The following is a 23,921-nucleotide window of genomic DNA, read 5'->3' as shown; positions in this document are numbered from 1 at the left end:
GCGACAGCGCCCGGTGAATGGGGCGCCCGGTGCAATGGGGGCGGCGCCGGCCCCGGGGGGTGGGCCGGCGCCGCCGGTGGGACGGGTCGAGGTCAGGTCAGCGCGCAACTGACCGCCGGCGCGCCGTTGGTCCCGCTCCAACCGCCGAGGAAGCCCGCCGTGGCGGTGGCGTTGGGCCCCAACCGGCCGTTGTACGACTCGTTCCGCAGCGAGATGTCCGAGCCGTTGCGGGCCGTCACGACCGCACCCCACGGGGCACCCGGGATCGTCTGTCCATTGGGGAACACGAGTCGGGCGGTCCAGCCGGTGCTGGTGGTGGAGCCGGTGTTCCGGATCGTCAGCTCGCCCTGGAAGCCGTCCTGCCACTCCCCGACGACCTTGTACGTGGCGGAGCAGCCGCCGGACGGCCCGGTCGGGGCCGTGGTCGGGGTCCGGGTGGGCGTGGCGGTGGGTCCACCGGTCGGGCCGGTCGTCGGCGTGGCCCCGGTCAGCACGGAGGTGAGCTTGGGGAACCACTGGTCCGACATCTTCTGGTCGCCGGCGGCGTTCGGGTGTACCCCGTCGCCGGTGTCGGTGGCCGTGGTGAAGCCGGTCCACTGGTCCACCACGACGATCGGCGACTGGGCCGTGCTCCTGGCCGCCGCCCATGCGGGTATCGCGTTGTTCAGCGCTACCACGCGGTTGCCGCAGTCGGGGCAGCTGCTCGGGTTCATCGGGATGATCTGGGCCAGCAGGATCCGGATGCTCGGGTTGCTGGCCCGCATCTGGTCGACGAGCTTGCCGAACGCCACCAGGATCGTCTCCGTGGAGCGGCCGCTCCACACGTCGTTGGTACCCAGGTGCATCAGCACGATGTCCGGCCGGGTGGCGGACAGCCACGGCGGAAGCTGGTTCTGGTCGGCCATGGTGGTGGCGAGGATGCCGCCGTGGCCCTCGTTGTCCCCGTCGTACGGCACGCCGCAGCCCTGGGGCGGGAGCGTGCCGACGAAGTCCACGTTCGTGTACCCGGCGCTCTGCAGCCGGTTCCACAGCAGGGCGCGCCAGCAGCCGGGCGAGCCGGTGATCGAGTCGCCGAGCGGCATGATGCGGGTCGGCGCGGGCGCCGCGGACACCGCGGGGTGGGCGACCAGCAGCGAGCCCGCCGCGACCACGGCGGTCAGCAGCGCGGTGGCCAGCAGGGCGGTCACGCGTGCGCGTGTGTGCATGGGAGTCTCCTTCCGGCCCGGAACCGGCGCGCCGGGCGCGGCGGTTCACGTCGTGGACCCGACCGGGTGACGAGGTGGCAGCGGCCACCGGACGGCGGCGGATTAGCCCCCGGCGGTCGGGCTCGGGTGGCAGACCGGGCACTCGGGCGTGCCACGGGGGTCCCGCGGCGCCTCCCACGCTGGGCCGAACTCTAGGGATATTCAGTGGTGGATGTCAATGTTTTTGAGTGCCTCGCGGACCGACAGCGGCGAGAGCCGGGCGTGCTGGCCGCGCACGTACGCGCGCACCGCCGCGGGGTCCGTCTTGGCGTACTCGCGCAGCGCCCAGCCGATCGCCTTGCGGATGAAGAAGTCCGGGTGCCCGGCGCGGGCGGTGCAGTACGCGAACAGCCGGTCGGCGTCGGTGCGCTCCTTGCCCGTCAGTTGGTGCAGGATCGCGGTGCGGACCAGCCACAGGTTCTCGTCGGCGATCCACCGGTCCAGCTCGGCGGCCAGTTCCGGATGCGCCAGCACGAGCGGGCCCACGACGTGCGCCGCCAGCGTGTCGACCGTGTCCCACCACGAGCGGTTCTCCACGAGGTACCGGGCGGTGGCCAGGAACCCGGGGGAGCACACCTTCACGCGGCGGCGCAGCAGGCCGCAGGCGAAGTACTGGTACTCGCGCTCCGCCAGCGCCCAGCAGGCGCGCGCGACGGCGTCCAGCGTCGCCTCGTCCGGGCGGGGGAGCCCGGCCAGCACCTCACGGGAGAGCCTGCTCTGCGCCGGCGCGGGCAGGCCCAGGAACGGGAACTGCTCCCGCATGTAGGCGGTCATCGCCGTGGCCCGGGCCGGGTCCTGGGCGGCCGCGTAGGTGCTGGTGAGCCGATTCAGGATCTCCTCGGCGAGTGGCATGGTGACCACCGTAGGGTGCGGGGGTGACGAGTCGACCGGCGGCCGGGGGAGGGCGCTGGGTCAGCGTGGACCCGGAGCGCCTGACCCGCTGGTTCGCCGGCTTCGCCGACCGGCACGGCGAGCCGGCCGCGACCGTCGACGGCGCCGCGCTGCTCCTGACGGCCCCCGACGGGGCGGTCGCCGAGTGCCACCCGCCGCCCGGCGTACCGGCGGCCGGTGACGTCGCCGGCTTCGTCGCCGCGGCCCTGGTCCCGCGCCGCGTCGGCCTGCTGCTGGCCCGGCGCGCCGCCGTCGCGGTCGGCGTGGCGCACGGCACCGACCTGCTGACCCACAAGGTCGACAGCTCGTACGTGCAGAGCCGGACCGCCGCGGGCGGGTGGTCGCAGCAGCGCTTCGCCCGGCGGCGGGGCAACCAGGCGCAGGCGGCGGCGGGCTCGGCGGCCGACATCGCGGCCCGGCTGCTGCTGCCCGAGCGCGACCGGCTCGCGGCCCTGGTGACCGGCGGCGACCGGCGCGCCGTGGCGGCGGTCCTGGCCGATCGCCGGCTCGCCCCGCTGGAGCCGCTGCGGGCGGAGCGCTTCCTCGACGTGCCCGACCCCAGGTTGGCGGTGCTCCAGAAGGCGGCCGCCCTGACCCGCCAGGTGCCGATCCGTGTCCGGGAGCCCGTGGTCTGAGAAGTTCCTGGCCGGCGTCGCCGAAGGCGTCGCATGCCTCCTGGCCACCACCCATCGCGCGCCGGCCGGCACGCACCCGTCCTCGGCCGGCTCGGGCGGCGGGCCGGGCTGCGCCAGCGGTACCCGTTGATCTTGATCGGTAATCGGGTGGGGGCGGCGGCGGGCGGCCCGGTAGTATGGTGCCCGTGCTTCTCTGCGAAGGCTGACCGCCCCGACCCGACCGGAAGTAGTCCGGCCGGGTCTTCATTGTGCCCGTAGTCAGCCTTTGACATCCGAGAGTGAGCCCCACGACATGATCACCGGAACCGGCCTGGAACTGCGCGCGGGCGCCCGTATCCTGCTCGCCGACACGGCGCTGCGGGTTCAGCCCGGCGACCGCATCGGCCTGGTCGGGCGCAACGGCGCCGGCAAGACCACCACCCTCAAGGTGCTCGCCGGTGAGGGCCTGCCCTACGCCGGCCAGGTCGAGCGGCGCGGCCCGGTCGGCTACCTCCCGCAGGACCCGCGCACCGGCGACCTGAGCGTCACCGCCCGGGACCGGGTGCTCTCCGCCCGCGGCCTGGACACCCTGCTCGCCGACATGAAGAAGCTTGAGGTCCGGCTGGCCGAGTCCGCCGACGACCGCCTGGTGCGCCGGTACGGCACCCTGGAGGACCAGTTCGCGGCGCTCGGCGGGTACGCGGCGGAGGCCGAGGCGGCCCGCATCTGCGCCAACCTCGGCCTGCCCGACCGGGTGCTCGCCCAGTCCATCGGCACCCTCTCCGGCGGCCAGCGGCGCCGCATCGAGCTGGCCCGGATCCTGTTCGCCGACGCCGGCGAGGCCGGCACGCTCCTGCTCGACGAGCCCACCAACCACCTCGACGGCGATTCGATCACCTGGCTGCGCGGCTTCCTCTCCGGCCACAAGGGCGGCCTCATCGTCATCAGCCACGACGTGTCGCTGCTCGACGCGGTCGTCAACAAGGTCTGGTACCTGGACGCGAACCGCTCCGTCATCGACATCTACAACCTGGGCTGGAGCGCGTACCTGGAGCAGCGGGAGACCGACGAGCGGCGCCGGCGCCGGGAGCGGGCCAACGCCGAGAAGAAGGCCGGGGCGCTGATGGCCCAGGCGGACAAGATGCGCGCCAAAGCGACCAAGACCGTGGCGGCGCAGAACATGGCCCGCCGGGCCGAGCGGCTGCTCGCCGGCCTGGAGGAGGACCGCGCCGCCGACAAGGTTGCCAAGGTCAAGTTGCCTACCCCGGCACCGTGCGGCAAGACCCCGCTGACCGCCGCCGGCCTCAGCAAGTCGTACGGTTCGCTGGAGATCTTCGTGGACGTCGACATGGCCGTCGACCGCGGCTCCCGGGTGGCGATCCTCGGCCTGAACGGCGCCGGCAAGACCACCCTGCTGCGGATCCTCGCCGGCCTGCTCGCCCCGGACACCGGCGAGGTGCGCCCCGGCCACGGCCTGCGGCTCGGGTACTACGCCCAGGAGCACGAGACCCTGGACGTCGACCGCACCGTCCTGGAGCACATGCGCAGCGCCGCCTCGCAGGCCGGCTCCGGCGCCACGGACACCGACCTACGCAAGATCCTCGGTGCGTTCCTGTTCTCCGGCGACGACGTGAGCAAGCCGGCCGGCGTCCTGTCCGGCGGCGAGAAGACCCGCCTGGCCCTGGCCAGCCTGGTGGTCTCCGGCGCCAACGTGCTGCTGCTGGACGAGCCCACCAACAACCTGGACCCGGTCAGCCGGGAGCAGGTTTTGGACGCCATCGCCCGCTACCCGGGCGCCATCGTGCTGGTGACCCACGACGCCGGCGCCGTGCAGGCCCTCAAGCCGGACCGCGCCATCCTGCTCCCCGATGGCGACGAGGACGCCTGGAGCGACGACCTCCTGGAACTGGTCGAACTCGCCTGACCCCCGCCCGCCGCCTTGTCCACCGGGGCGGCAGCACGCCCAGTCCGGTGAACGGGTTGAGCGCCGGCCGCGCGTGCCGAATGGGTGGCAGGAACTTTCCGGGTGCATTTTCAATCCCGGCAATGGTGTCGCGAGTGGACAGGCCGCCCGCGCCGCGCCCCGCGCCCGTCCACCATGGCCGGAGCGAACGATCACGCCAGCGTCGTGGCATGGGACCGGTTCCGTTCACCCGTCAGGGTAAGGATTCCAGCCACCGGTGGGCGACGAGCGGGACGGTCACGGCGACCACCGAAGCGTGCGCGCTGATCGGTCCGATGTGGATTCAATAGCGGCCCGGAGGGCGCCGGCACCCGTCGCGGGCCGGGCGCCGCCGCCCACCGGCAGGGCGGTCGGGGCCAGCCCGGCGAGCGGGAAAGCCAACCACACCAACGGGTTCGGCCGCTGCCGGCGATCTTCCTCAATGTCGATCGCGCTGCTCACGCCGGTCGACGCCCGGTCGAACCGGCCCGGCTGCCGCCGATACCCATCGATGGGGTTCATGTTTGAGCGTCGGGTAGCCGACAGCCGCATGCGTGTCGGTTGGCGTACAGATGGTATCTGGCGCATGATCGACCGAGGCGGTCTAATAGGTAGGACCGCAACTCGAACCGCACAGTCTGGGACGTGAGGAATCAGCATGGCAGCCACCGGCACAACCAGCACTGAGAAGGGTCGCCGGATCGTCGGTGCCGAACGGCAGACGCTCGCAAAAGACCTGGTAAAGCGGTACACCTCCGGTGAGAGCATTAGGGCGCTGGCGACCTCCACCGGCCGTTCTTACGGCTTTATCCACCGGGTGTTGACCGAATCCGGAGTTCAATTGCGGCAGCGCGGCGGTGCGCGGCGGCGGAAGAAGGCGTGAGCATCCGGGCCGTATTCCGGTCGGGCGCCCGATGACGGTGCCAAACGGTCTGACCGTTAACCGGGACGGTCCGGTCGCGACCATCACGCTCGATCGGCCGGAGGTTCTCAACGCGCAGACCCCAGCGATGTGGTCCGCGCTGCGAGAGATCGGCACCAGCCTGCCGGGTGATATCCGCGTTGTGATCGTGCGCGGCGCCGGCAGGAGCTTTTCGGCGGGGATTGACCTGGCGGTGGCCAAGGGCGCCGGTAACGGCGACCTGGCCACCCTGGCGCGACTGCCGGCGCGGGAGTGCGCGGAGCGGATCGCCGGCTACCAGGAGGCGTTCACCTGGCTGCGGCGTCCCGACCTGATCACCGTGGCGGCGGTGCAGGGGCACGCCATCGGCGCCGGCTTCCAACTCGCCCTCAACTGCGACCTGCGCGTGCTGGCCGACGACGCCCAGTTCGCCATGGCGGAGGTCACCCTCGGGCAGGTACCGGACCTCGGCGGCACCAAGCGGCTGACCGAACTGGTCGGGTACGCCCGCGCGCTGGAACTGTGCGCGACCGCGCGGCGCGTCGGCGCGGCCGAGGCGGAGCGGCTCGGCCTCGCCACCGTCGTGGTGCCCCGGGCGGAGCTGGAGACCGCCACCGCCGACCTGGTCGCCGCCCTGCTCGCCGGGGCGCGGGACGCGGTCGTCGAGATCAAGGCGCTGCTCGCCGGCGCCGCCGGCCGCTCGTACGCCGAGCAGGACCGCGCCGAGCGGGAGGCGCAGACCCGCCGCCTGAGCGACCTGTTCGGCGCCGGCGAGTAGCCGCGCCGGCGGGGCCCGTGGCGGCGGCGAGTAGCCGCGGGGGAAGAAATCGGTTGCCGGAAAAGTTGTCGTAGCCGTCGGTGAGACTTGTCGGCGACGGTGAGGATGGTGGTGGCCGGTGACGTATCCCATGGGCGGCGGGGGAATGCCGAGCTGGAGCATGCTCCGCTCGCTGCGGAACAGGGACGAGCTCGGTGGGCACCGCGTCCGGCGCGGGGTCGCCCGGCGGATCGCCGCGTTCGCCCGCCCGTACGCCCGGGACATCACCGTGTTCCTCGTCACGGTCATCTTCGATGCGGTGATCGGCGTCGCCACCCCGGTGCTCGCCGGCCGCGTGGTCAACGCGATCACCAAGGGCGGCCCGAGCGCCGGCACGGTCGTCGTGCAGCTGGCGCTGGTCATCGCCGGGCTGGCCGTCGCCGACGCGCTGCTGTCGCTGGCCCAGCGCTGGTACTCCGCCCGGATCGGCGAGGGCATCATCCTGGACCTGCGTACCCGGGTGTACGACCACGTCCAGCGGATGCCGCTGCAGTTCTTCACCCGCACCCAGACCGGCGCCCTGGTCAGCCGGCTCAACAACGACGTCATGGGCGCCCAGCGGGCGTTCACCTCGACGCTGTCCGGCGTGGTCAGCAACGTCATCCAGCTGGTGCTCACGGCCGCCGTGATGTTCACGCTGTCGTGGCAGATCACCGGCCTGTCGCTGTTCCTGCTGCCCGCGTTCATCCTGCCCGCCCGCCGGGTCGGGCGCCGGCTCGCCGAGATCACCCGCGAGGCGTACCAGCTCGACGCGAAGATGAACGCCACCATGACCGAGCGCTTCGGGGTGGCCGGCGCGCTGCTGGTGAAGCTGTTCGGCCAGCCGACCGCCGAGGCGCGGCGGTTCGAGCAGCGGGCCCGCCGGGTCCGGGACATCGGCATCCAGCAGGCCATGTACTCGCGCACGTTCTTCGTGGCGATGCTGCTGGTCGCCTCGCTCGCCCAGGCGCTCACCTACGGGCTCGGCGGCTGGCTCGCGGTCCAGGGCTCGGTCTCGGCCGGCACGGTGGTCACCCTGGCCCTGCTGCTGACCCGCCTGTACGGGCCGCTCACCGCGCTGTCCAACGTCCGGGTGGACGTGATGAGCGCGATGGTCTCGTTCGACCGCGTCTTCGAGGTGCTCGACCTCACGCCCCCGATCGCGGACCGGCCCGACGCGGTGCCGGTGCCGGCCGGCGCCGCCAGGGTGGAGTTCCGGGACGTGCGCTTCCGCTACCCGAGCGCCGCCGAGGTCTCGCTCGCCTCCCTGGAGGACGTCGCCGTGCTGGACCGCACGGTCAGCGAGCCGGTGCTGCGGGGCGTCTCGTTCGCCGTCGAGCCGGGGCAGATGGTGGCCCTCGTCGGGCCGTCCGGCGCCGGCAAGTCCACCACCTCGATGCTGGTCTCCCGGGTGTACGACGTCACCGACGGCTCGGTGCTGGTCGGCGACGTGGACGTGCGCGACGCGACCCTCCAGTCCCTGCGGGACACCATCGGCGTGGTCACCCAGGACGCGCACCTGTTCCACGAGACCATCGCGGAGAATCTGCGCTACGCCCGGCCCGACGCCACCGACGAGGAACTGTGGGCGGCGCTGGTGGGCGCCCAGGTGGCCGACCTGGTCCGCAGCCTCCCGGACGGGCTGGAGACGATGGTCGGGGAGCGGGGCTACCGGTTCTCCGGCGGCGAGAAGCAGCGACTCGCGATCGCCCGCCTGCTGCTCAAGGCGCCGTCGATCGTGATCCTGGACGAGGCCACCGCCCACCTCGACTCCGAGTCCGAGGCCGCCGTGCAGCGCGCCCTCGCCGTGGCGCTCGCCGGGCGCACCGCGCTGGTCATCGCCCACCGGCTCTCCACGGTCCGGGACGCCGACCTGATCCTGGTTCTGGACGGGGGGCGGGTCGTCGAGCGCGGCCGCCACGAGGACCTGGTCGCCGCGGGCGGCCTGTACGCCGAGCTGTACCGCACCCAGTTCGCCGTCGCGGACTCGCCCACCCCGTACGCCGAGGGTGCCGCCGACGTCGAGCCGGTCGTCGTCCCGGCCCGCACCCCCGAACTCGACGCCACCGCGTAGCGGGAGCCGACCGCCCGACGCATTCTCCCGGGTCGGTGGGGCCTGGCCGGCCCCGCCGGTCTGCGGCGCCTGCCGGTCTGCGGCGCCTGCCGGGTCGGGCGCCCGCCGGTGCCGGCGCAGCGACGCCGGTACCCAGTGTGGGCCGTAGCGGGTGCGCAGTTCCGGGCGGCGCCAGTCCTCGCCGGTGGCCTTGCCGGCACACCGCCGAGCCGCACCGGCACTCCATCGTGAACCCGGCGATGCCCGCGCTCGTCACGTAGTCGTTGGTGAACTCCGAGCCGGCCGGGATGTCCCGCCCGGCGGCCAGGGGTGTACGCGTCCAGCCACCAGAGGTTCGGGATCCCGTACCGTCCGGCGCATCTGCCGCTCAGCCGGTCGCCTCGCGGAGGCGGGCGAACTCGGCGGCCAGGTCGGCGAGCTGGAAGTGGGCGTTCAGCCCGCTCGGGTTGGGCAGGACCCAGACCGGCACCCCGCCGATCACGTCCGGCTGGCGGCCGACGCGCGCCCCGGGGCGGTCGAAGGCGATGCGGTAGGCGGTGACGCCCAGCACCGCCAGCCACGCCGGGCGGTACCGGCGCAGCTTCGCGGCGAGCGTCGCGCCGCCGGCGACCAGTTCGGCGTCGGTCAGTTCGTCGGCGCGGGCCGTGGCGCGGGCGGCGACGTTGGTGACGCCGAGCCCGTAGCGGAGCAGATCATCCTGTTCGGACGGATGCAGCAGCCGGCCGGTGAAGCCGCTGGCGTGCAGGGTGGGCCAGAAACGGTTGCCGGGGCGGGCGAAGTGGCGGCCGACGGCCGCCGAGTACAGGCCGGGGTTGATGCCGCTGAACAGGACGGCCAGGCCGGGCGCGATCACGTCCGGGAGGGTCTTGCCGGCCGCGGCGAGCAGTTCCGCCTTCGAGGGACGCACCCATCCGGCGACCCCGCCCGCCGGGCTGGGCGTGCGGCGGGCCGGGGTCACAGGGCGCGGAGGGCGCCGCCGTCGACCGGTACCGTCAGGCCGGTCAGGTAGCTGGCGGCGGGGGAGAGCAGGAAGGCGGCGACGCGGCCGAACTCGGCGGGCTCGCCGAGGCGACCCAGGGGCACGGCGGCTTCGGCCTCGGCCTGGGCGCGTTCGGCGTCGCCGGTGGCGGCGAACAGCTCACGGTTGCGGTCGGTGAAGATGCGGCCGGGAAGCAGGCTGAACACGCGGATACCCCGGGGGCCGTACTCGTCGCTCATGTCCTTCGCGACGCCCACCAGGCCCGGGCGCAGGCCGTTCGAGATCCCCAGGTTGGGTATGGGCATCCGGGCCGACGTGGACAGGACCAGGCCGATCGCGCCGCCGGACCCCAGCGCCCCGGCGACGGTGCGGGCCGCCCGGACGGCGCCGAGGAAGACGCTCTCGAACGCGGACCGCCACTGCTCGTCGGTGACCCGGCCGGCGGTGCCCGGAGGCGGTCCGCCGACCGAGAGCAGCGCGCCGTCCAGCCGGCCGAAGCGGCCGGTCGCCTCGTCGATGAGGCGTTGGGGAGCGTCGGGGTCGGCCAGGTCGGCGGCCACCCCGGCGGCGTTGCCGGCGCCGAGGCGCTCGACGGCCGCGGCGACCCGCTCCGGGTCGCGGGACGAGATGACCACCTTCGCGCCGTCCGCGACCAGGCCCTGCGCGGTGGCGAAGCCCAAGCCGCGGGAGGCGCCGGTGAGCACGTAGACACGACCGCTCAGTCCGAGATCCATGCCGACGATCCTGCCATGTTGCCGGTTGCCGACGCTCGCGACGGAGCGCTCCAGGCCGTACGGTCAGAATTGCTGGGCGTGCGGGCGGCCACCAGCCGTGCGGCGCTTCCGGCGGCGGAGGTGAGTGCCGTGGCAGCCGAGTGGCGGGTCGAGGCCGACGAGGAGTGGCTGGCCTCGCACAGTTCGAGCACCTTCGACCGGGTACGCCGCCTGCTGTCCGGTCCGCTCCCGCATGCCGCACACCGCCCGCGCTCGCGACACGGCCCGCAAGACGGTCCTCTGACCGCCGCCGCGGTTGGCGGCTCCTCTCGCCACGCCGCGGATGGGTCACCAGTGTGCGAGGCGCGGCTAAGCCGTCGGTCAGCGGCGGCGGACCGCCTCCTCGACCAGGTCGAGGACGGGGCCCAGGTCGTCCGCCGGGCGCCCCATCGCCAGGTGCAGGACCAGGCCGTCGTAGGCGAGTTCGAGGAACTGGGTGAGCACGTCGAGCGGGACGTCGCCGCGCAGCACGCCGGCCTCGCGCTGCCGGTGCAGCCGCTCCCGGGTGGCCTCCGCGATGGCGGCGGAGCGCTGCGCCCACCGCTTGGCGAACTCGGGGTCGGTGCGCAGCCGGCGGGACACCTCCAGTTGCGAGCCGAGCCAGCCGGCGGTGTCCGGGGCGGCGGCCCGCTCCAGCAGGTCCCGCATGACCTGGACCAGGCCGTTGCGGGCGACGGTCTCGGCCATCGCGGCGGCGTCGTCCTCGGCGACCGCGAGGAACAGGGAGTCCTTGTCCCGGAAGTGGTGGAAGATGGCGCCCCGGGACAGCCCGGTCGCCTCCTCCAGCCGGCGCACCGTGGCGCCCTCGTACCCGTGTCGGGCAAAGCACGAACGGGCCGCGCCGAGGATCTCCCGTCGGCGGGCGTCGAGTTGCTCCTGACTCACCCTCGGCACGGCCCGATCGTGACAGGTCGGGGGCCGCGATGCAATCCGTACGTACGGCTTGTTGCATCGTCCAGCCGGACGGGTGGCACGATGATCCCATGCCCGCGCCGCTGCCCCCAGCCCCGATCACCGTCGCCGCCGTCCAGGCCGAGCCGGTACCGGGGGACGTCGCCGGCAACGCCGCCGCCGCGGCCGCCCTCGTCGCCGAGGCGGCGGGCCGGGTCGCGCGGGTCGCCGTCCTGCCGGAACTGTTCCTGCCCGCGTACCACCCGCCGGCGCTGGCCGACCCGGCGACCGACGTGCACGCCGCCGCGGACGGCACGGTCGCGGACCCCCGCCTCGCGCCACTGTCCGCGGCCGCGCGGGCCGGCGGCGTCGTGGCCGTGGTCGGCGCCGCGGTCCGCCACCCGGACGGGCGGCGCACCTGCTCCGCGCTGATCGTGGATCGTGCGGGCGGCGTCACCGTCGGTTACGACAAGCAGCACCTGTGGGGGCCGGACGAGAACTCACTGTTCACTCCCGGCGCGGCGGGCAGCACGCTCACCGTGGACGGTTGGCGGTTCGGGTTGGGTGTCTGCTATGACGGCTGCTTCCCCGAGCACGGCCGGGCGGCGGCCGAGGACTCGGTGCACGGGTACCTGTGCCCCAGCGGGTACCTGGCCGGCTCGGAGCACCGCCGGGACCTCTACTACGCGGCGCGGGCGCTGGACAACACGATGTACGTCGCCTTCGCGAACAATGTGGACGGTGCGCAGCCGTGGCGCTTCAACGGCGGCGCCGCCGTCTACGACCCCGAGGGGCGGCCACTGGCGCGGGCGGCGGACAGCGGATCCGCCGTGGTCACCGCGCGGTTGCTCCCCGCGGAACTGGACCGGGTCCGCACCGCGCACACCATGCTCACCGACCGCCTGCCGGGCCAGGGCGGGCCCCGTCGGGCCCTGGTTGCCTGAGCCGTTCCGGGCCGCGGAGATTACTGACTGGTCAGACAGCGTTTCGCGGATGCCGCAGGGACTGTTGTTGGGCGGTCGATGTCACGTAGGGTGCCGGCGTGCCCCTGTTGCTCCTCGATCTCGACAACACGGTGCTGGACCGTGCCGGGGCATTCCGGGCCTGGGCGCGGGACTTCCTGGCCGGCATCGGTGCACCGCCCGAGGATCTCGACTGGCTGCTCTCGGTCGACGCGGACGGGCTCACCGACCGGTGGGACGTGGCCGACGCGCTGCGCGACCGGTACCGGCTGCGGGTCCCGTCGATCGACATCGTGGACGCGCTGCACGAGGGCGTGGTCGCCAACACCCGGCTGGACCCGCTGGTCGCGTGCGCGCTGCGGATCGCCGACGACGCCGGCTGGATTCCGGTGCTGGTGACCAACGGCGCCGTGCGGCAGCAGGACGCGAAGATCCGCCGCACCGGCCTGGACCGGTACGTGGCGGACTGGGTGATCTCGGAGGAGGCCGGCGTCAGCAAGCCGAACCCGCGGATCTTCGCGATGGCGGCGCAGAAGGTGCGGATGCGCCTGCTGGGCGCCTGGGTGGTGGGGGACAGCCCGGAGGCCGACATCGGCGGCGCCGCCGCGATGGGGCTGCCCAGCGTGTGGCTGCACCGCGGCCGCCCCTGGCTGGAGAACCGGTACGCCCCCACCCGCACCGCCGACGGCCTGATCGAGGCCGTCGCCGCCGTGCTGGATGCCGAGTCCACCGCCCCGCCCCCGCGCCGGCCCCAGCCTCCACCGCCCCAGCAGCATCCGCCCCAGCAGCATCCACGGTCCCGGGTGCCGCAGCGCGCCGCGCCGCCCCCGGATCGCTGGCGCACCTGAACCCCTCGGCGTAAATGCGTTGCGCCCGCCCGGGCCGGGGTGGGACAGTCCCCGCGACGTGATGGCTCGGGCCGCGTGCCCGACGGAAGGAAGGAGGAGACATGGCCGTGATTGTCCGGCGCTTCCGCCTGTCCTCCTTCCTTTCGACCCGGGAGTTCCCACCGTGCCATCCGCCCGCCGCCGCCGCGGCCCCGACACCGACGACCTGAGCTTCGAAGACGCGCCGTACCAGGCCAAGCGCGGCCCCCGCGCCGCCGCCTTCGACACCAACGCCGACACCGACCCGCCCCCCGAGGGGGACCGGTGGTCCACCTGGGACGGTGCCGTGCACGGCCCCGAACCGCACCCCGACTGGCTGGTCACCGACCTGGCCGCCGTCGACACCGAACTGGGCGTGCTCAAGACCGGCAAGGAGGCGGACGTACACCTGGTCCGGCGCGCCGTGCCCGGCACGGACCGGGAGTGCCTGCTCGCGGCCAAGCGCTACCGGGACGGCGAGCACCGCCTGTTCCACCGCGACGCCGGCTACCTGGAGGGGCGCCGGATGCGCCGCTCCCGCGAGAACCGGGCGATGGCCGGGCGCACCGCGTTCGGCCGGCAGGTCATCGCCGGGCAGTGGGCGGCGGCCGAGTTCGGCGCGCTGGCCCGGCTCTTCCAGATCAACGCGGAACACGCCGCCGCCACCGCGCAGGCCGGCATCGACGCTCCCGCCCCCATCACCGTGCCGTACCCGGTTCAGCTCAGCGGGACGGAAGTGATGCTGGAGTTCATCGGCGACCCGGAGACCGGCCAGGGCGCACCGCGCCTGGCGCAACTGCGCCCCGACCCGGCCGACCTGGCCGACCTGTGGACGCAACTGGTCGACGCGATGGTGGTGCTGGCCCGCTCGGGGCTCGCCCACGGCGACCTGTCCGCGTACAACCTGCTGGTGCACCGTGGCCGGCTCGTGCTCATCGACCTGCCGCAGATCGTGGACGTGGTCGCCAACCCCCAGGGCGCGGACTTCCTCGCCCGGGACGTGCGCAACGTGAGCACCTGGTTCACCGCACACGGGCTGCCACCCGGGGCGCCGTGGGCGAACCGGGACGCCCTCACCGCCCTGTTGCGGGAGGAGGCGGGCCTCCGGTGAGCGCCGGGACGGGGGGCCGGCGCCGGGCACGCCGCCCGGCGCCCTCGCCCCGCTACCCCCGCCCCGATCCCCGCCCGGGGAGGGCTACTGGAGGTACCGCTCGACCTGCTCGCGGTCCCGGACGTGGGCGTTGCCCTCGTCCGCCCCGGCGTCGCGCGCCGCCCGGCGCTGGCGCAGCAGGTCCCAGCACTGGTCCAGCGACTCCTCCACCTCCCGCAGGCGCTGCTGCTCCTCGGCCGCCGACAGCGCCCCGGCCTGGACCTGGGCCCGCAGGCGGTGCTCCTCCTCGACCAGTTCCGTGATGCGGTGCAGGACCGGCTTCTCATCCATGTCCCCACCCTCGCACGGCTGGCGTCAGGCGGGGACCTTGTCGAGGAAGCCGTGGACCGCGCGGATGCGCCCGTCCTCGGCCAGGACCGCGACGTCGAAGCCGACGGCGACCGGTTCGGTGCCGCCCTCCGGCGCCAGGTGCCAGGTGAAGCGGACCACGTCGTGGTGGGCGTCCACCGGCCCGGCGAGGGTGAACCGGAGGCCGGGGAACATCTCCCGGGCGCCGGCGATCACGGCGGCGATGCCGTCGTGGCCGGCCACCGCCGCCAGCGGGTCGGTGTAGGTGGCGTCCGCGGTCCAGGTCCGGGCCACGGCCGCGGCGCGCTTGTCGGGGTCGGTCTCGTTCCAGGCGTCGAGGTAGCGGTCGACGATCTCGTTGGCGTTCATGCGGCCCAGCGTGCCGGCGGACCGGTCATGCCGTCGATTACCTGGCGGGTAACGGGTGCGCGGGTACCGTGGGCCCATGCCGGTGGGGGAGATGCTGCGGGACTGGCGGGTGCGCCGGCGGTTGACCCAGCTGCAACTGGCGAACCGGGCGGGGGTCTCGACGCGGCACCTGAGCTTTCTGGAGACCGGGCGGGCGACCCCGAGCCGGGAGATGCTGCTGCACCTGGCGGAACGGCTGGACGTGCCGCTGCGGGAGCGCAACGTGCTGCTCGTGGCGTCCGGCTACGCGCCGGCGTTCCCGGAGTCGGCGCTGGACGCCCCGCCCATGGCGGCCGTGACGGCGGCGATGCGGCAGGTGCTGGCCGGCCACGAGCCGTACCCGGCGCTGGTGGTGGACCGGCTGTGGAACATCGTCGACAGCAACGCGGCCTGTGAGATGTTCCTGGCGGGCGCGAAGCCGCACCTGCTGGAGCCGCCGGTGAACGCGTTGCGGCTGACGCTGCACCCGGAGGGGATGGCGCCGCGGATCGCGAACCTGGGCGAGTGGCGGGCGCACCTGCTGCGCGGCCTCGCCCGCCAGGTCGCCGCGACCGGGGACGGCGACCTGGCGCGGCTGTACGACGAGCTGCGGGCCTACCCGTGCGACCGGCCCGAACCCGACGTGGAGACGCCGGGCCCGGGCCAGTTCGCGGTGCCGTTGCGGATCGGGCACGACGGCCGGGAACTCGCCTTCGTGAGCACCCTCGCCACCTTCGGCACGCCGCTCGACGTGACCGTCTCGGAGCTGCTCATCGAGTCGTTCTTCCCGGCCGACGCGGCGACCGCGCAGGTGCTGCGGGGCCGGTAGCTACCCGGCCGCCAGCATCTTGCGGAGCACGTACTGCAGGATGCCGCCGTGCCGGTAGTAGTCGGCCTCGCCGGGCGTGTCGATGCGGACCACCGCCTCGAACTCCACCCCCGTGTCGGTGCTGACCCGCACCGTGCGCGGGGTGTGCCCCTCGTTCAGCGCCGTCGCCCCGATGATCGTGAACGTCTCCTCGCCGGTCAGCCCGAGCGACTCCGCGGTGCTGTCGGCGGGGTACTGCAACGGCAGTACGCCCATGCCGATCAGGTTGGAGCGGTGGATCCGCTCGTACGACTCGGCGATGACCGCCCGGACGCCGAGCAGCATGGTGCCCTTGGCAGCCCAGTCCCGGGACGACCCGGAGCCGTACTCCTTGCCGGCCAGGATCACCAGCGGGGTGCCGGCGGCGGCGTAGCTCTGGGCCGCGTCGTAGATCGTCGTCACCGGGGCGTCGTCCCGGGTGAAGTCCCGGGTGAAGCCGCCCTCGGTGCCGGGGGCGATCTGGTTGCGCAGGCGGATGTTCGCGAACGTGCCCCGGATCATCACCTCGTGGTTGCCCCGCCGCGACCCGTACGAGTTGAAGTCGCGCCGCTCGACGCCGTGCCCGCTGAGGTACCGGCCGGCGGGCGAGTCCGCCTTGATCGAGCCGGCGGGCGAGATGTGGTCGGTGGTGACCGAGTCGCCCAGCTTGGCCAGTACCCGGGCGCCGGCGATGTCCTCGACCGGGCGCGGGTCGGCCGTCATGCCCTCGAAGTACGGGGGCTTGCGCACGTACGTGGAGTCGTCCTGCCAGGCGAAGGTGTCGCCGGTCGGGGTGGGCAGGCCCTGCCACTGCTCGTCGCCGGCGAACACGTCGGCGTAGTCCCGGCTGAACATCTCCGACGCGACCGCGCTGGCGATGACGTCCTCGATCTCGATGCCGGTCGGCCAGATGTCCCGCAGGTAGACCGGCTCGCCGTTCTGGTCCTCGCCCAGCGGCTCGTTGACCAGGTCGATGTCCATCGTGCCGGTCAGCGCGTACGCCACCACCAGCGGCGGGGACGCGAGGTAGTTCATCTTCACGTCCGGGTTGATCCGGCCCTCGAAGTTGCGGTTGCCGGAGAGCACCGAGACCACCGCCAGGTCGGCCTCGTTCACCGCCGCCGAGATCTCCTCCGGCAGCGGGCCCGAGTTGCCGATGCAGGTGGTGCAGCCGTAGCCGACCAGGTTGAAGCCGAGCTTCTCCAGGTACGGGGTGAGGCCGGCCCGGTGGTAGTAGTCCATGACCACCTTGGACCCGGGCGCGAGCGTGGTCTTGACCCACGGCTTGCGGGACAGGCCGCGCTCCACGGCCTTCTTCGCCAGCAGCGCGGCGCCGACCATCACCTGCGGGTTGGAGGTGTTGGTGCAGGACGTGATCGCCGCGATCACCACGGCGCCGTGGTCCAGTTCGTACTCGACGCCCTCGCTGGTCACCTTGATCGGGTTGGACGCCCGCCCGCCCGCCCCGGCGGCGGCGGACTCGAGGTCGCGGGCGGCCCCCTCGCCGTTCTCCCCGGCGCCGTACGCCGGCGGGTCGCTGGCCGGGAACGTCTCGGCGACCGACTCGTCCACCTGGGTGGCCAGGCCCTCGTCGCTGGGCTGGTCGGCGGCCACGTAGTCGGTCAGCGCGCCGCGGAACAGCGTCTTGGCGTTGCCCAGCGGCACCCGGTCCTGCGGGCGCTTCGGGCCGGCCAGCGACGGCTCCACGGTGGACAGGTCCAGTTCCAGCCGCTCGGAGAACGCCGGCTCCGCGGCCGGGTCGTGCCAGAGGCCCTGCTCCTTCGCGTACGCCTCGACGAGCGCGACCTGGTCCGCCGGGCGGCCGGTGAGGCGCAGGTACCGCACGGTCTCCTCGTCGATCGGGAAGATCGCGCAGGTGGAGCCGTACTCGGGGGACATGTTGCCGATGGTGGCCCGGTTGGCCAGCGGCACGGCGGCCACGCCCGGGCCGTAGAACTCGACGAACTTGCCGACCACGCCATGCTTGCGCAGCATCTCGGTGATGGTCAGCACCAGGTCGGTGGCGGTGGTGCCCTCGGGCAGCTCGCCGGAGAGCTTGAAGCCCACCACGCGCGGGATCAGCATGCTGACCGGCTGGCCCAGCATCGCCGCCTCGGCCTCGATGCCGCCGACGCCCCAGCCCAGCACGCCCAGGCCATTGACCATCGTGGTGTGCGAGTCGGTGCCGACCACGGTGTCCGGGTAGGCGACGCCGCCCCGGGCGAACACGGTGCGGGCCAGGTACTCGATGTTGACCTGGTGGACGATGCCGGTGCCCGGCGGGACCACCTTGAACTCGTTGAACGCGCTCTGCCCCCAGCGCAGGAACTGGTACCGCTCGCGGTTGCGCCGGTACTCGAGTTCCACGTTGCGCTCGAACGCGTCGGCCCGGCCGAACACGTCGGCGATGACGGAGTGGTCGATGACCAGTTCGGCGGGGGCGAGCGGGTTCACCTTGGTCGGGTCGCCGCCCAGGTCCCGGACGGCCTCCCGCATCGTGGCGAGGTCGACGACGCAGGGCACGCCGGTGAAGTCCTGCATCAGCACCCGCGCGGGGGTGAACTGGATTTCCACGCTGGGTTCGGCGTCCGGGTCCCACCCGCCGAGCGCGCGGATGTGCTCCTGGGTGATGTTCGCGCCGTCCTCGGTGCGCAGCAGGTTCTCCAGCAGGATCTTCAGGCTGTAGGGCAGGCGTTCATGGCCGGCCACCGCGTCGATCCGGTAGATGTCGTAGCTGGCGTCTCCCCCGTGGGGGTCGGTGACGCGCAACTGGCTCTTCGCACCGAAGCTGTCGAGGCTTGCCACGTCGTGCTCCTTCGCAGTCCTGTCCGTGTCATGCAGTTTCGCGCACGCACCGTATCGATGGCCCGGTAAGGCGAGGCTTACCGGTACTAAACCGTACGTCCGTCTTGCTATTCCGCGCAAGCCCTGGAACGCTGAGGGCATGATCCACCATGTGCAGATCGCCTGCCCGCGCGGGAGCGAGCCCGCGCTGCGCGAGTTCTACGTCGGCGTGCTCGGCCTCACCGAGAAGCCCAAGCCCCCCGCCCTCGCCGCCCGCGGCGGCGCCTGGTTCACCGGGCACGGCATCGAACTGCACCTCGGCGTGGAGGACGCCTTCCGCCCGGCCCGCAAGGCGCACCCGGGCCTGCTCTGGCCGGACCTGGACGGCCTGGCCGCCCGGCTGACCGCCGCCGGCTACCCGGTGACCTGGAACAACGACGAACTGCCCGGCATGCGCCGGTTCCACAGCGAGGACCTGCACGGCAACCGGCTGGAATTCCTCACCCCGACGGACCCGGCACCGGACCCGACACCAGCAGGCTGAACCCGTTGCCGTCCGTGTAGTACGGCCGGACCCGCGCCGCCCCGACCGGCGTCGCCGGATACGCGTAGGCGGCCTTCTTGTCGAAGACGTCGTCGAGCAGCCGGGCCAGGCGGACCTCGCCCGCCGGGGTGGCGAGGAACGCGTCCCAGGCGTCGTGTGCGACCCACCGGCGCTCGACCAGCGGCCCATACCGGATCTCGGCGGTGAACCCCGCACCGCCGGTGGCCCGCGCCGGTACCCGCCGGGTGACCGCCGGCTCCTCCCGGGCGCGCAGCACCACCGCGGGCGCGCCGCCCAGATCGGTGCCGATCAGCCGGCCGGTCACGGTGACCGAGCCGTCCGACACCTGCACGTCGCCCACCTCGGCGTGCCGGGCCCGCCGCCAGACCCGGATGGCGAGTTGCGCGTCCTTGCGCCGGTGGGGGAGCGCGACCGCCACCCGGTCGCCCGGCTGGTCCAACAGCGGGCGCGTGTCCCGGACGCCGGCCAGCACCGGCTCCCGCCCCCCGCCGCCCCCCGGTTTGTGACCGGACCCGTCGTGGAAGACCAGCCAGGTGCCGTCGGGAAGCGTGAGCGGGGTCTCGGGCGCGGCGTCCACCGCGTGCTCGACAGCGCCGTCGACGCAGACGATCCGCCCGGTGACCCCCGCGGGCAGGCGCAGCACGACCGTGTCGGTGGCGGACATCGCGCAGTCCGCGGTGAGCAGGCCGCCCTGCGGTGCCGGCCCGAACACCATCCGCTCGTCAGGGCGCCGGGCGAAGCCCACCCGCGCCCCCGGTTCGCGCCGGCGCAGCGCCCCCGCCGTGCCGCGCAGGGTCGCGAACACGCCGAGCATCGGCGCCACCGCGAGCGCCATCCGGCCCGCGCCGGTGCGGGCGCGCGCACCCTTCGCCTCGGCCAACTCGCCGAACAGGCGTTCATACCGGTCCGCGACCGCCGCCGGGTCGTACCGCTCGCCGGTGCGCAGCGCCGCCGCCGCCATCCGGGACCGCCCCGCCGGGTCGTTGATCAGCTCCAGCAGCGCGCCGGCGACCGCGTCCACGTCCTCCGGCGGCACCAGCCGGCCGTCCACCCCGTCCGACAGGATCTCGGCCGGCCCGTGCGGCGCGTCGGTGCTGACCACCGGCGTGCCGCAGCGCATCGCCTCCACCAGGGTCATCCCGAACGGCTCCTTGTCCGAGGTCACCGCCGCGATCGACCCCTTCGCCCACTCCGACTCCATCGCCTGGTGCGGCCCCATCAGCAGGACGGAGTTGTACAGCCCCAACTCCTGGACCAGCGCCCGCAGGTCGGCGCTCTGCTCGCCCGCGCCGTACAGCCGCAGCCGCCACCGCGGCCGCTCCGCCACCACCTTCGCGAACGCGCGGATCAGCACGTCGTACCGCTTGCTGCGGACCAGCCGCCCGGCGGCCACGATCAGCTCCTGGCGCCCGTCGGACGGCGCCAGCGGCGGCGCGGGAACCGAGTTCGGGATGAACAGCAGCCGGGTGCGGCGCAGCCGCAAATGCCGCCGGTAGTCCTCGGCGTCCGCCGCCGACACCGTCACGAACGCGTCCAGCCGCTGGTAGTGCCGCGCCATCGCCAGCCGCAGCGACGGCGGGTTGATCGCCCGGGTCAGGTGCTCCTGCCCGATCCGGATCATCCGGTCCGGCGCGAAGCGCGCCACGAACGCGATCAGCCCCGCCCGGGTCGCGATCACCACATCCGCGTCGCTGCCCCGCAGGTACGCCTCCGCCCGCCGCTCCACCAGCAGGTCGTAGTCCCGCCGCCGGAACTCGCCCGGCGGGAACACCCGCGGCGGGCGGCCCCGCCGCGGATCGTCCCGGGCGAAGTCGGGATGGTTCTCCCGCACCTCCACCAGCGACATCAGCCGCACCGCCGGGTCCAGCGCCAGGTGCGGCACGTCCCGCCGCCGGAACATCGAGACGATCTCGACCTCGTGCCGCGCGGCCAGCGCCCGCGCCAGGTTGAACGTGGTGCGGATGGTCCCGCCGATGCCGAACGCGTCGCCGATCAGAAACAGGATCTTCATCGGACCCCCGGGACGCGTGCTGGCGCGCGGGCCGGGGCACCGCGGCGGCGCCGTGCGGGGCGCCAGGGTTCGCCGGCGCCCCGGGCGGAGCCGACGCCTCCCATGGGAACGGCAACTGAGCTGGACATATTGGCCGATTTCTTTGGTCGGTACGGTACGGCGCAGACGACCGAAGAAGTGCCCGCCAGCGCCGCTTGCTACGCGTACCCGCCACGGTGCCCGCGGACTCGTACCGCTTCTCGTTCTCCACCCCCGCGGCCCCGCATCCGCGTCGGCATACCGCGCGCCTGACGGCCGAGGTTTCCGGTGCGCATGGCCGGCTGTTTTCCGCTGGTGGGCCTGGGTATGACATGCCCAACCCAACCCATGAGGAGCCAGCCATGCCCACCGTGCGCGAGGTGATGACGGCCGAGCCGCTGACCATGGACGCCAGCGACACCCTGGTGGCCGCGGCCCAGCAGATGCGCGACGCCGGCGTCGGTGACGTCATCGTCACCATGGACGACCAGGTGCTCGGGATCGTGACCGACCGCGACATCACGGTCCGCGGCATCGCCGAGGACCTGCACCCGGAGTCCGCCACCCTCGACCAGATCGTCACCCGCGGCGTCGTCGGCGTCGCCGCCGACGAGGACGTCACCACCGCGACGGACCTGATGCGCGAATACTCGGTGCGCCGGCTGCCGGTCATCGACAACGGCCGCCTCATCGGCATCGTGTCCATCGGCGACCTGTCGCTGGTCATCGAGGACGACACCGACGCGGTGCTCGCCGACATCAGCGCCGACGAACCGAACAACTAGCGCCGGCGGGCAGATGGGCCGGAGTCACTGCCCCGACCGATCCCGTTGCCAGCGATTCCTCGCCGCAGTCTTCTCGGCAGGAGCGGATGACGAATGTGCCCCGGCCCCCGTGTGTGAGCGCACCGCACCGGGACCGGATCATCGACCCGGTTCCCGGCCGCGATGAACAAGCGTCAGTGGGTCAGGTTGCCGGTGCGGGTGGCGAAGGTGCGTTGTGCGCCGCTGGACGGGGCGCCGGCTCGGGGCCATCCTGCGAGGAAATGGCGGTCGAGCTGAGGTCTGGGTCCATATCGGGCTGCGCCGGAACGAAGTCCTCAGGGACACGCAGCCGGGGCGGCGCGGGCATCCACGGCTTGAGAACCTGGACGACCTGCTCGTAGAAGTCGTCGACCGCATCAAGCAGCGAGTCGATGAAGCTGCCCCGGCCCGTCCCCCGCTTGGTTCCGGCCACAACGGACTGCGCGACCCGGAAGGACCGCAGTTCCCTTCGCGGATCCGCGATGAGCAAGTTGGGGTCCTCACGGACGTTGCGTAGCAGGTCAGCTGCGCCGGCGCCGCGCCCGTGCATGATGAACGCCTCCAGGCGGAGGGTCTCGGGGGCGGCCCTGAGTTGGCGAAGAAGCCAGTTGACCCGGGTTGTCGGGCGGCCCTCGCGGGGCGCCTCCACGTCGACGTGGCAGATGATCTGCCCCGCCCTCAGATCCGCCGTCACGTAGAGCGGTCCCACGGCACCGACGATCTTGAGTCCGCCCGTCATCACGCCAGCGGTCGCCAGTTGGGTGGCCAGCGCCTGGGTTCGCGCCGCTGGCTCGGCCAGGTCGCGGCGGGTCAGCGCCGGCACAACCTCCGTGCCGAGCCGGCGCCCCAAGCGTAGGCAGGAGTAGCGCAGTAACGCGTCAAACCGCCCGGCGACCTCGTTGACGGTCGGGTCGTTGGCCCGGATCGTGCCCGCCGATACCGCTTCACGCACGGGAACCCAGGCACGCCCCATGTCGCCGAACTCCAGCGCACCTGACTTCGGATGTTCGAGGTAGCGGATCAGTTCGCCGAGAATCCACGCCTGGTCCGGGTCGGCCACACCCCGGTACTCCTTCTGCATCACCGCCGCGGTGAGGATCTCCGTCCATGGCAGGTGGTACAGCGCGATCTTCTTGAGCTTTCGCTTGTCCACCCGCGTCGGGTGCTGTCCGGGCACCGCCGGGATCTCGTTCGAAATAGTGATCAGCGCATCGAAGCCCTGCTCACGGACGATGTCGAGATAGCGGTCGAGTTGCTCGGCCTGCAGTTCGTTGCCGCCGGTCTTCACCTCCACGAGCGCCGTCCACTCGCGCTGCCCCCGGCTCACGCGGATCAGGCCGTCCGGGATCGCCTGCTTGTCGTCGAGCTTGAACGGCACCTCGATGTAGGTGCGGACCTGGCCCGCGGGCGCACCGAGAGGTTGAAGCAAGGCCCGGCCGAACTCCCGGACCGAGCTCATAACGGCGAGCAGGGCGGATGTAGCTCGGCGTTCCTGCTCCTCCGCTCCGTTGATGCCCGAGGTCGGGATGAGGCGTGCGGCGAGCCAAGTTTCTTCCGTCACCACTGACTCCTTGTGAGCGTGAGTTGCCAGGAAGCTACATCGAGACGCCTGCGGATAACGTGTTGTTCATGTGCCCGACCGCTCGACATTTACTGCCCGTGTGGCTGAGGCCGCCGCTCGTCTGTCCACAGAGGCCGGCGTATCCGGTGATCGCCAGCTGACGTCGCGCAAGATAGGGCACGTCTGAAAGCGGCTGTGCGAGACCTTGGCCCATCGATGGGCGATCAGGTGCGGCGCGACATGCTGGCGCCTGCGGGCTACGGGCGGTCGGCCGGGTTCAGGCTGAACCGCAGCAGGCCCTGCTCGGTGTCGCCCAGGTACGTCGCGTCGAGCACCCGGCCGGGGGGAGGGAACTCCTCCACCCCGGCCAGGTGCCCGTCGCCGATCATGTTGGGTTCGACGAAGCCGATCTGCTCGGACCGCTGCGCCACGGCAACGTCAAGCCCCCACGGGTGCCGCTCCAGCACCCGCACCGCCACGACATCGCCAGGGAGCAAGCCTTCGGCCACGCAACGACGCTAACCGCAGGTGGGGGCGTGCCGTGGCCGAAACG

21 protein-coding genes and 1 pseudogene are annotated in these 23,921 nt (G+C 73.1%); 11 read left to right on the top strand and 11 right to left on the bottom strand.

Annotated elements, in window-relative coordinates; translation table 11 throughout:
• Positions 1–92: 92 nt before the first annotated feature.
• Together KJS59_RS26570 and KJS59_RS26565 are read right to left on the bottom strand one after the other, a co-directional pair.
• Positions 93–1,205 carry a GDSL-type esterase/lipase family protein gene (locus tag KJS59_RS26570; protein WP_213455909.1) on the bottom strand — a complete coding sequence of 371 codons (1,113 nt, stop codon included), beginning with the start codon at positions 1,203–1,205 and terminating at the stop codon, positions 93–95.
• Between the two features lie 201 nt (positions 1,206–1,406).
• Positions 1,407–2,096, bottom strand: coding sequence for a DNA alkylation repair protein (locus KJS59_RS26565; protein ID WP_213455907.1), 690 nt, complete (start codon positions 2,094–2,096; stop codon positions 1,407–1,409).
• Positions 2,097–2,119: 23 nt separating this feature from the next.
• On the opposite strand from KJS59_RS26565, the gene KJS59_RS26560 reads away from it, so the two are divergent.
• From KJS59_RS26560 to KJS59_RS26540, 5 genes are all read left to right on the top strand, one after another.
• Complete coding sequence (locus KJS59_RS26560) at positions 2,120–2,770, top strand: acVLRF1 family peptidyl-tRNA hydrolase (protein ID WP_283775897.1); 651 nt, start codon at positions 2,120–2,122, stop codon at positions 2,768–2,770.
• Between the two features lie 292 nt (positions 2,771–3,062).
• On the top strand, positions 3,063–4,673 hold the full coding sequence (locus tag KJS59_RS26555) for an ABC-F family ATP-binding cassette domain-containing protein (protein WP_213455905.1): 1,611 nt from the start codon (positions 3,063–3,065) through the stop codon (positions 4,671–4,673).
• A 676-nt stretch (positions 4,674–5,349) separates the two neighbouring features.
• The gene (locus KJS59_RS26550) at positions 5,350–5,574 is read left to right on the top strand and encodes a helix-turn-helix domain-containing protein (protein WP_213455903.1); all 225 of its coding nucleotides are present in this window, start codon (positions 5,350–5,352) and stop codon (positions 5,572–5,574) included.
• Between the two features lie 31 nt (positions 5,575–5,605).
• Positions 5,606–6,370, top strand: a complete 765-nt coding sequence (locus KJS59_RS26545; protein WP_213455901.1) for an enoyl-CoA hydratase/isomerase family protein — start codon at positions 5,606–5,608, stop codon at positions 6,368–6,370.
• A gap of 130 nt (positions 6,371–6,500) precedes the next feature.
• On the top strand, positions 6,501–8,462 hold the full coding sequence (locus KJS59_RS26540) for an ABC transporter ATP-binding protein (protein WP_213455921.1): 1,962 nt from the start codon (positions 6,501–6,503) through the stop codon (positions 8,460–8,462).
• A 367-nt stretch (positions 8,463–8,829) separates the two neighbouring features.
• Here the strand turns inward: KJS59_RS26540 and mug are convergent, their stop codons facing one another.
• The 3 genes from mug to KJS59_RS26525 form a co-directional block, all read right to left on the bottom strand.
• The gene (gene mug / locus KJS59_RS26535) at positions 8,830–9,369 is read right to left on the bottom strand and encodes a G/U mismatch-specific DNA glycosylase (RefSeq protein WP_213455898.1); all 540 of its coding nucleotides are present in this window, start codon (positions 9,367–9,369) and stop codon (positions 8,830–8,832) included.
• Between the two features lie 47 nt (positions 9,370–9,416).
• Positions 9,417–10,175, bottom strand: coding sequence for an SDR family oxidoreductase (locus KJS59_RS26530; protein ID WP_213455896.1), 759 nt, complete (start codon positions 10,173–10,175; stop codon positions 9,417–9,419).
• A 360-nt stretch (positions 10,176–10,535) separates the two neighbouring features.
• Positions 10,536–11,108, bottom strand: coding sequence for a TetR/AcrR family transcriptional regulator (locus KJS59_RS26525; protein ID WP_213455894.1), 573 nt, complete (start codon positions 11,106–11,108; stop codon positions 10,536–10,538).
• Between the two features lie 89 nt (positions 11,109–11,197).
• On the opposite strand from KJS59_RS26525, the gene KJS59_RS26520 reads away from it, so the two are divergent.
• The 3 genes and pseudogenes from KJS59_RS26520 (at position 11,198) to KJS59_RS26510 (ending at position 14,044) form a co-directional block, all read left to right on the top strand.
• On the top strand, positions 11,198–12,049 hold the full coding sequence (locus KJS59_RS26520) for a carbon-nitrogen hydrolase family protein (protein ID WP_213455892.1): 852 nt from the start codon (positions 11,198–11,200) through the stop codon (positions 12,047–12,049).
• 98 nt (positions 12,050–12,147) lie between these two features.
• Positions 12,148–12,789, top strand: a pseudogene (locus KJS59_RS26515) (HAD family hydrolase); the annotation flags it as partial.
• A 289-nt stretch (positions 12,790–13,078) separates the two neighbouring features.
• Positions 13,079–14,044, top strand: coding sequence for a serine protein kinase RIO (locus KJS59_RS26510; protein WP_249714925.1), 966 nt, complete (start codon positions 13,079–13,081; stop codon positions 14,042–14,044).
• A gap of 84 nt (positions 14,045–14,128) precedes the next feature.
• Here KJS59_RS26510 and KJS59_RS26505 read toward each other — a convergent pair whose 3' ends face one another.
• Positions 14,129–14,374 (bottom strand): DUF2630 family protein, encoded by a 246-nt coding sequence (locus tag KJS59_RS26505; RefSeq protein ID WP_213455888.1) that lies wholly within the window; start codon positions 14,372–14,374, stop codon positions 14,129–14,131.
• Positions 14,375–14,398: 24 nt separating this feature from the next.
• A complete protein-coding gene (locus KJS59_RS26500; protein WP_213455886.1) occupies positions 14,399–14,761 on the bottom strand; it encodes a nuclear transport factor 2 family protein in 363 nt (120 codons plus the stop codon).
• A gap of 76 nt (positions 14,762–14,837) precedes the next feature.
• Between KJS59_RS26500 and KJS59_RS26495 the strand changes: the two genes are divergently transcribed.
• Complete coding sequence (locus KJS59_RS26495) at positions 14,838–15,608, top strand: helix-turn-helix domain-containing protein (protein ID WP_249714923.1); 771 nt, start codon at positions 14,838–14,840, stop codon at positions 15,606–15,608.
• Here the strand turns inward: KJS59_RS26495 and KJS59_RS26490 are convergent, their stop codons facing one another.
• Entirely contained in the window at positions 15,609–18,431 is a 2,823-nt protein-coding gene (locus KJS59_RS26490; RefSeq protein ID WP_249714922.1) for an aconitate hydratase, read from the bottom strand.
• A gap of 139 nt (positions 18,432–18,570) precedes the next feature.
• Here KJS59_RS26490 and KJS59_RS26485 point away from each other — a divergent pair, with 139 nt between their 5' ends.
• Positions 18,571–18,954, top strand: a complete 384-nt coding sequence (locus tag KJS59_RS26485) for a VOC family protein (protein WP_213455882.1) — start codon at positions 18,571–18,573, stop codon at positions 18,952–18,954.
• On the opposite strand, the gene KJS59_RS26480 is transcribed toward KJS59_RS26485, so the two are convergent.
• The gene (locus tag KJS59_RS26480) at positions 18,911–20,986 is read right to left on the bottom strand and encodes a glycosyltransferase family 4 protein (protein WP_213455880.1); all 2,076 of its coding nucleotides are present in this window, start codon (positions 20,984–20,986) and stop codon (positions 18,911–18,913) included. The genes KJS59_RS26485 and KJS59_RS26480 overlap by 44 nt on opposite strands.
• 380 nt (positions 20,987–21,366) lie before the next feature.
• On the opposite strand from KJS59_RS26480, the gene KJS59_RS26475 reads away from it, so the two are divergent.
• The gene (locus KJS59_RS26475) at positions 21,367–21,789 is read left to right on the top strand and encodes a CBS domain-containing protein (protein WP_213455878.1); all 423 of its coding nucleotides are present in this window, start codon (positions 21,367–21,369) and stop codon (positions 21,787–21,789) included.
• 181 nt (positions 21,790–21,970) lie between these two features.
• Here KJS59_RS26475 and KJS59_RS26470 read toward each other — a convergent pair whose 3' ends face one another.
• Both KJS59_RS26470 and KJS59_RS26465 read right to left on the bottom strand, forming a co-directional pair.
• The gene (locus tag KJS59_RS26470; RefSeq protein WP_213455877.1) at positions 21,971–23,368 is read right to left on the bottom strand and encodes a stress response protein; all 1,398 of its coding nucleotides are present in this window, start codon (positions 23,366–23,368) and stop codon (positions 21,971–21,973) included.
• A 257-nt stretch (positions 23,369–23,625) separates the two neighbouring features.
• The gene (locus KJS59_RS26465; RefSeq protein ID WP_213455874.1) at positions 23,626–23,877 is read right to left on the bottom strand and encodes a hypothetical protein; all 252 of its coding nucleotides are present in this window, start codon (positions 23,875–23,877) and stop codon (positions 23,626–23,628) included.
• Between the last annotated feature and the right edge of the window lie 44 nt (positions 23,878–23,921).

Source organism: Rhizomonospora bruguierae (assembly GCF_018397995.1).
Lineage (GTDB): Bacteria > Actinomycetota > Actinomycetes > Mycobacteriales > Micromonosporaceae > Rhizomonospora > Rhizomonospora bruguierae.
The sequence above is the reverse complement of the archived record's forward strand: the minus strand, read 5'-3'. Positions and strand labels throughout refer to the sequence as shown.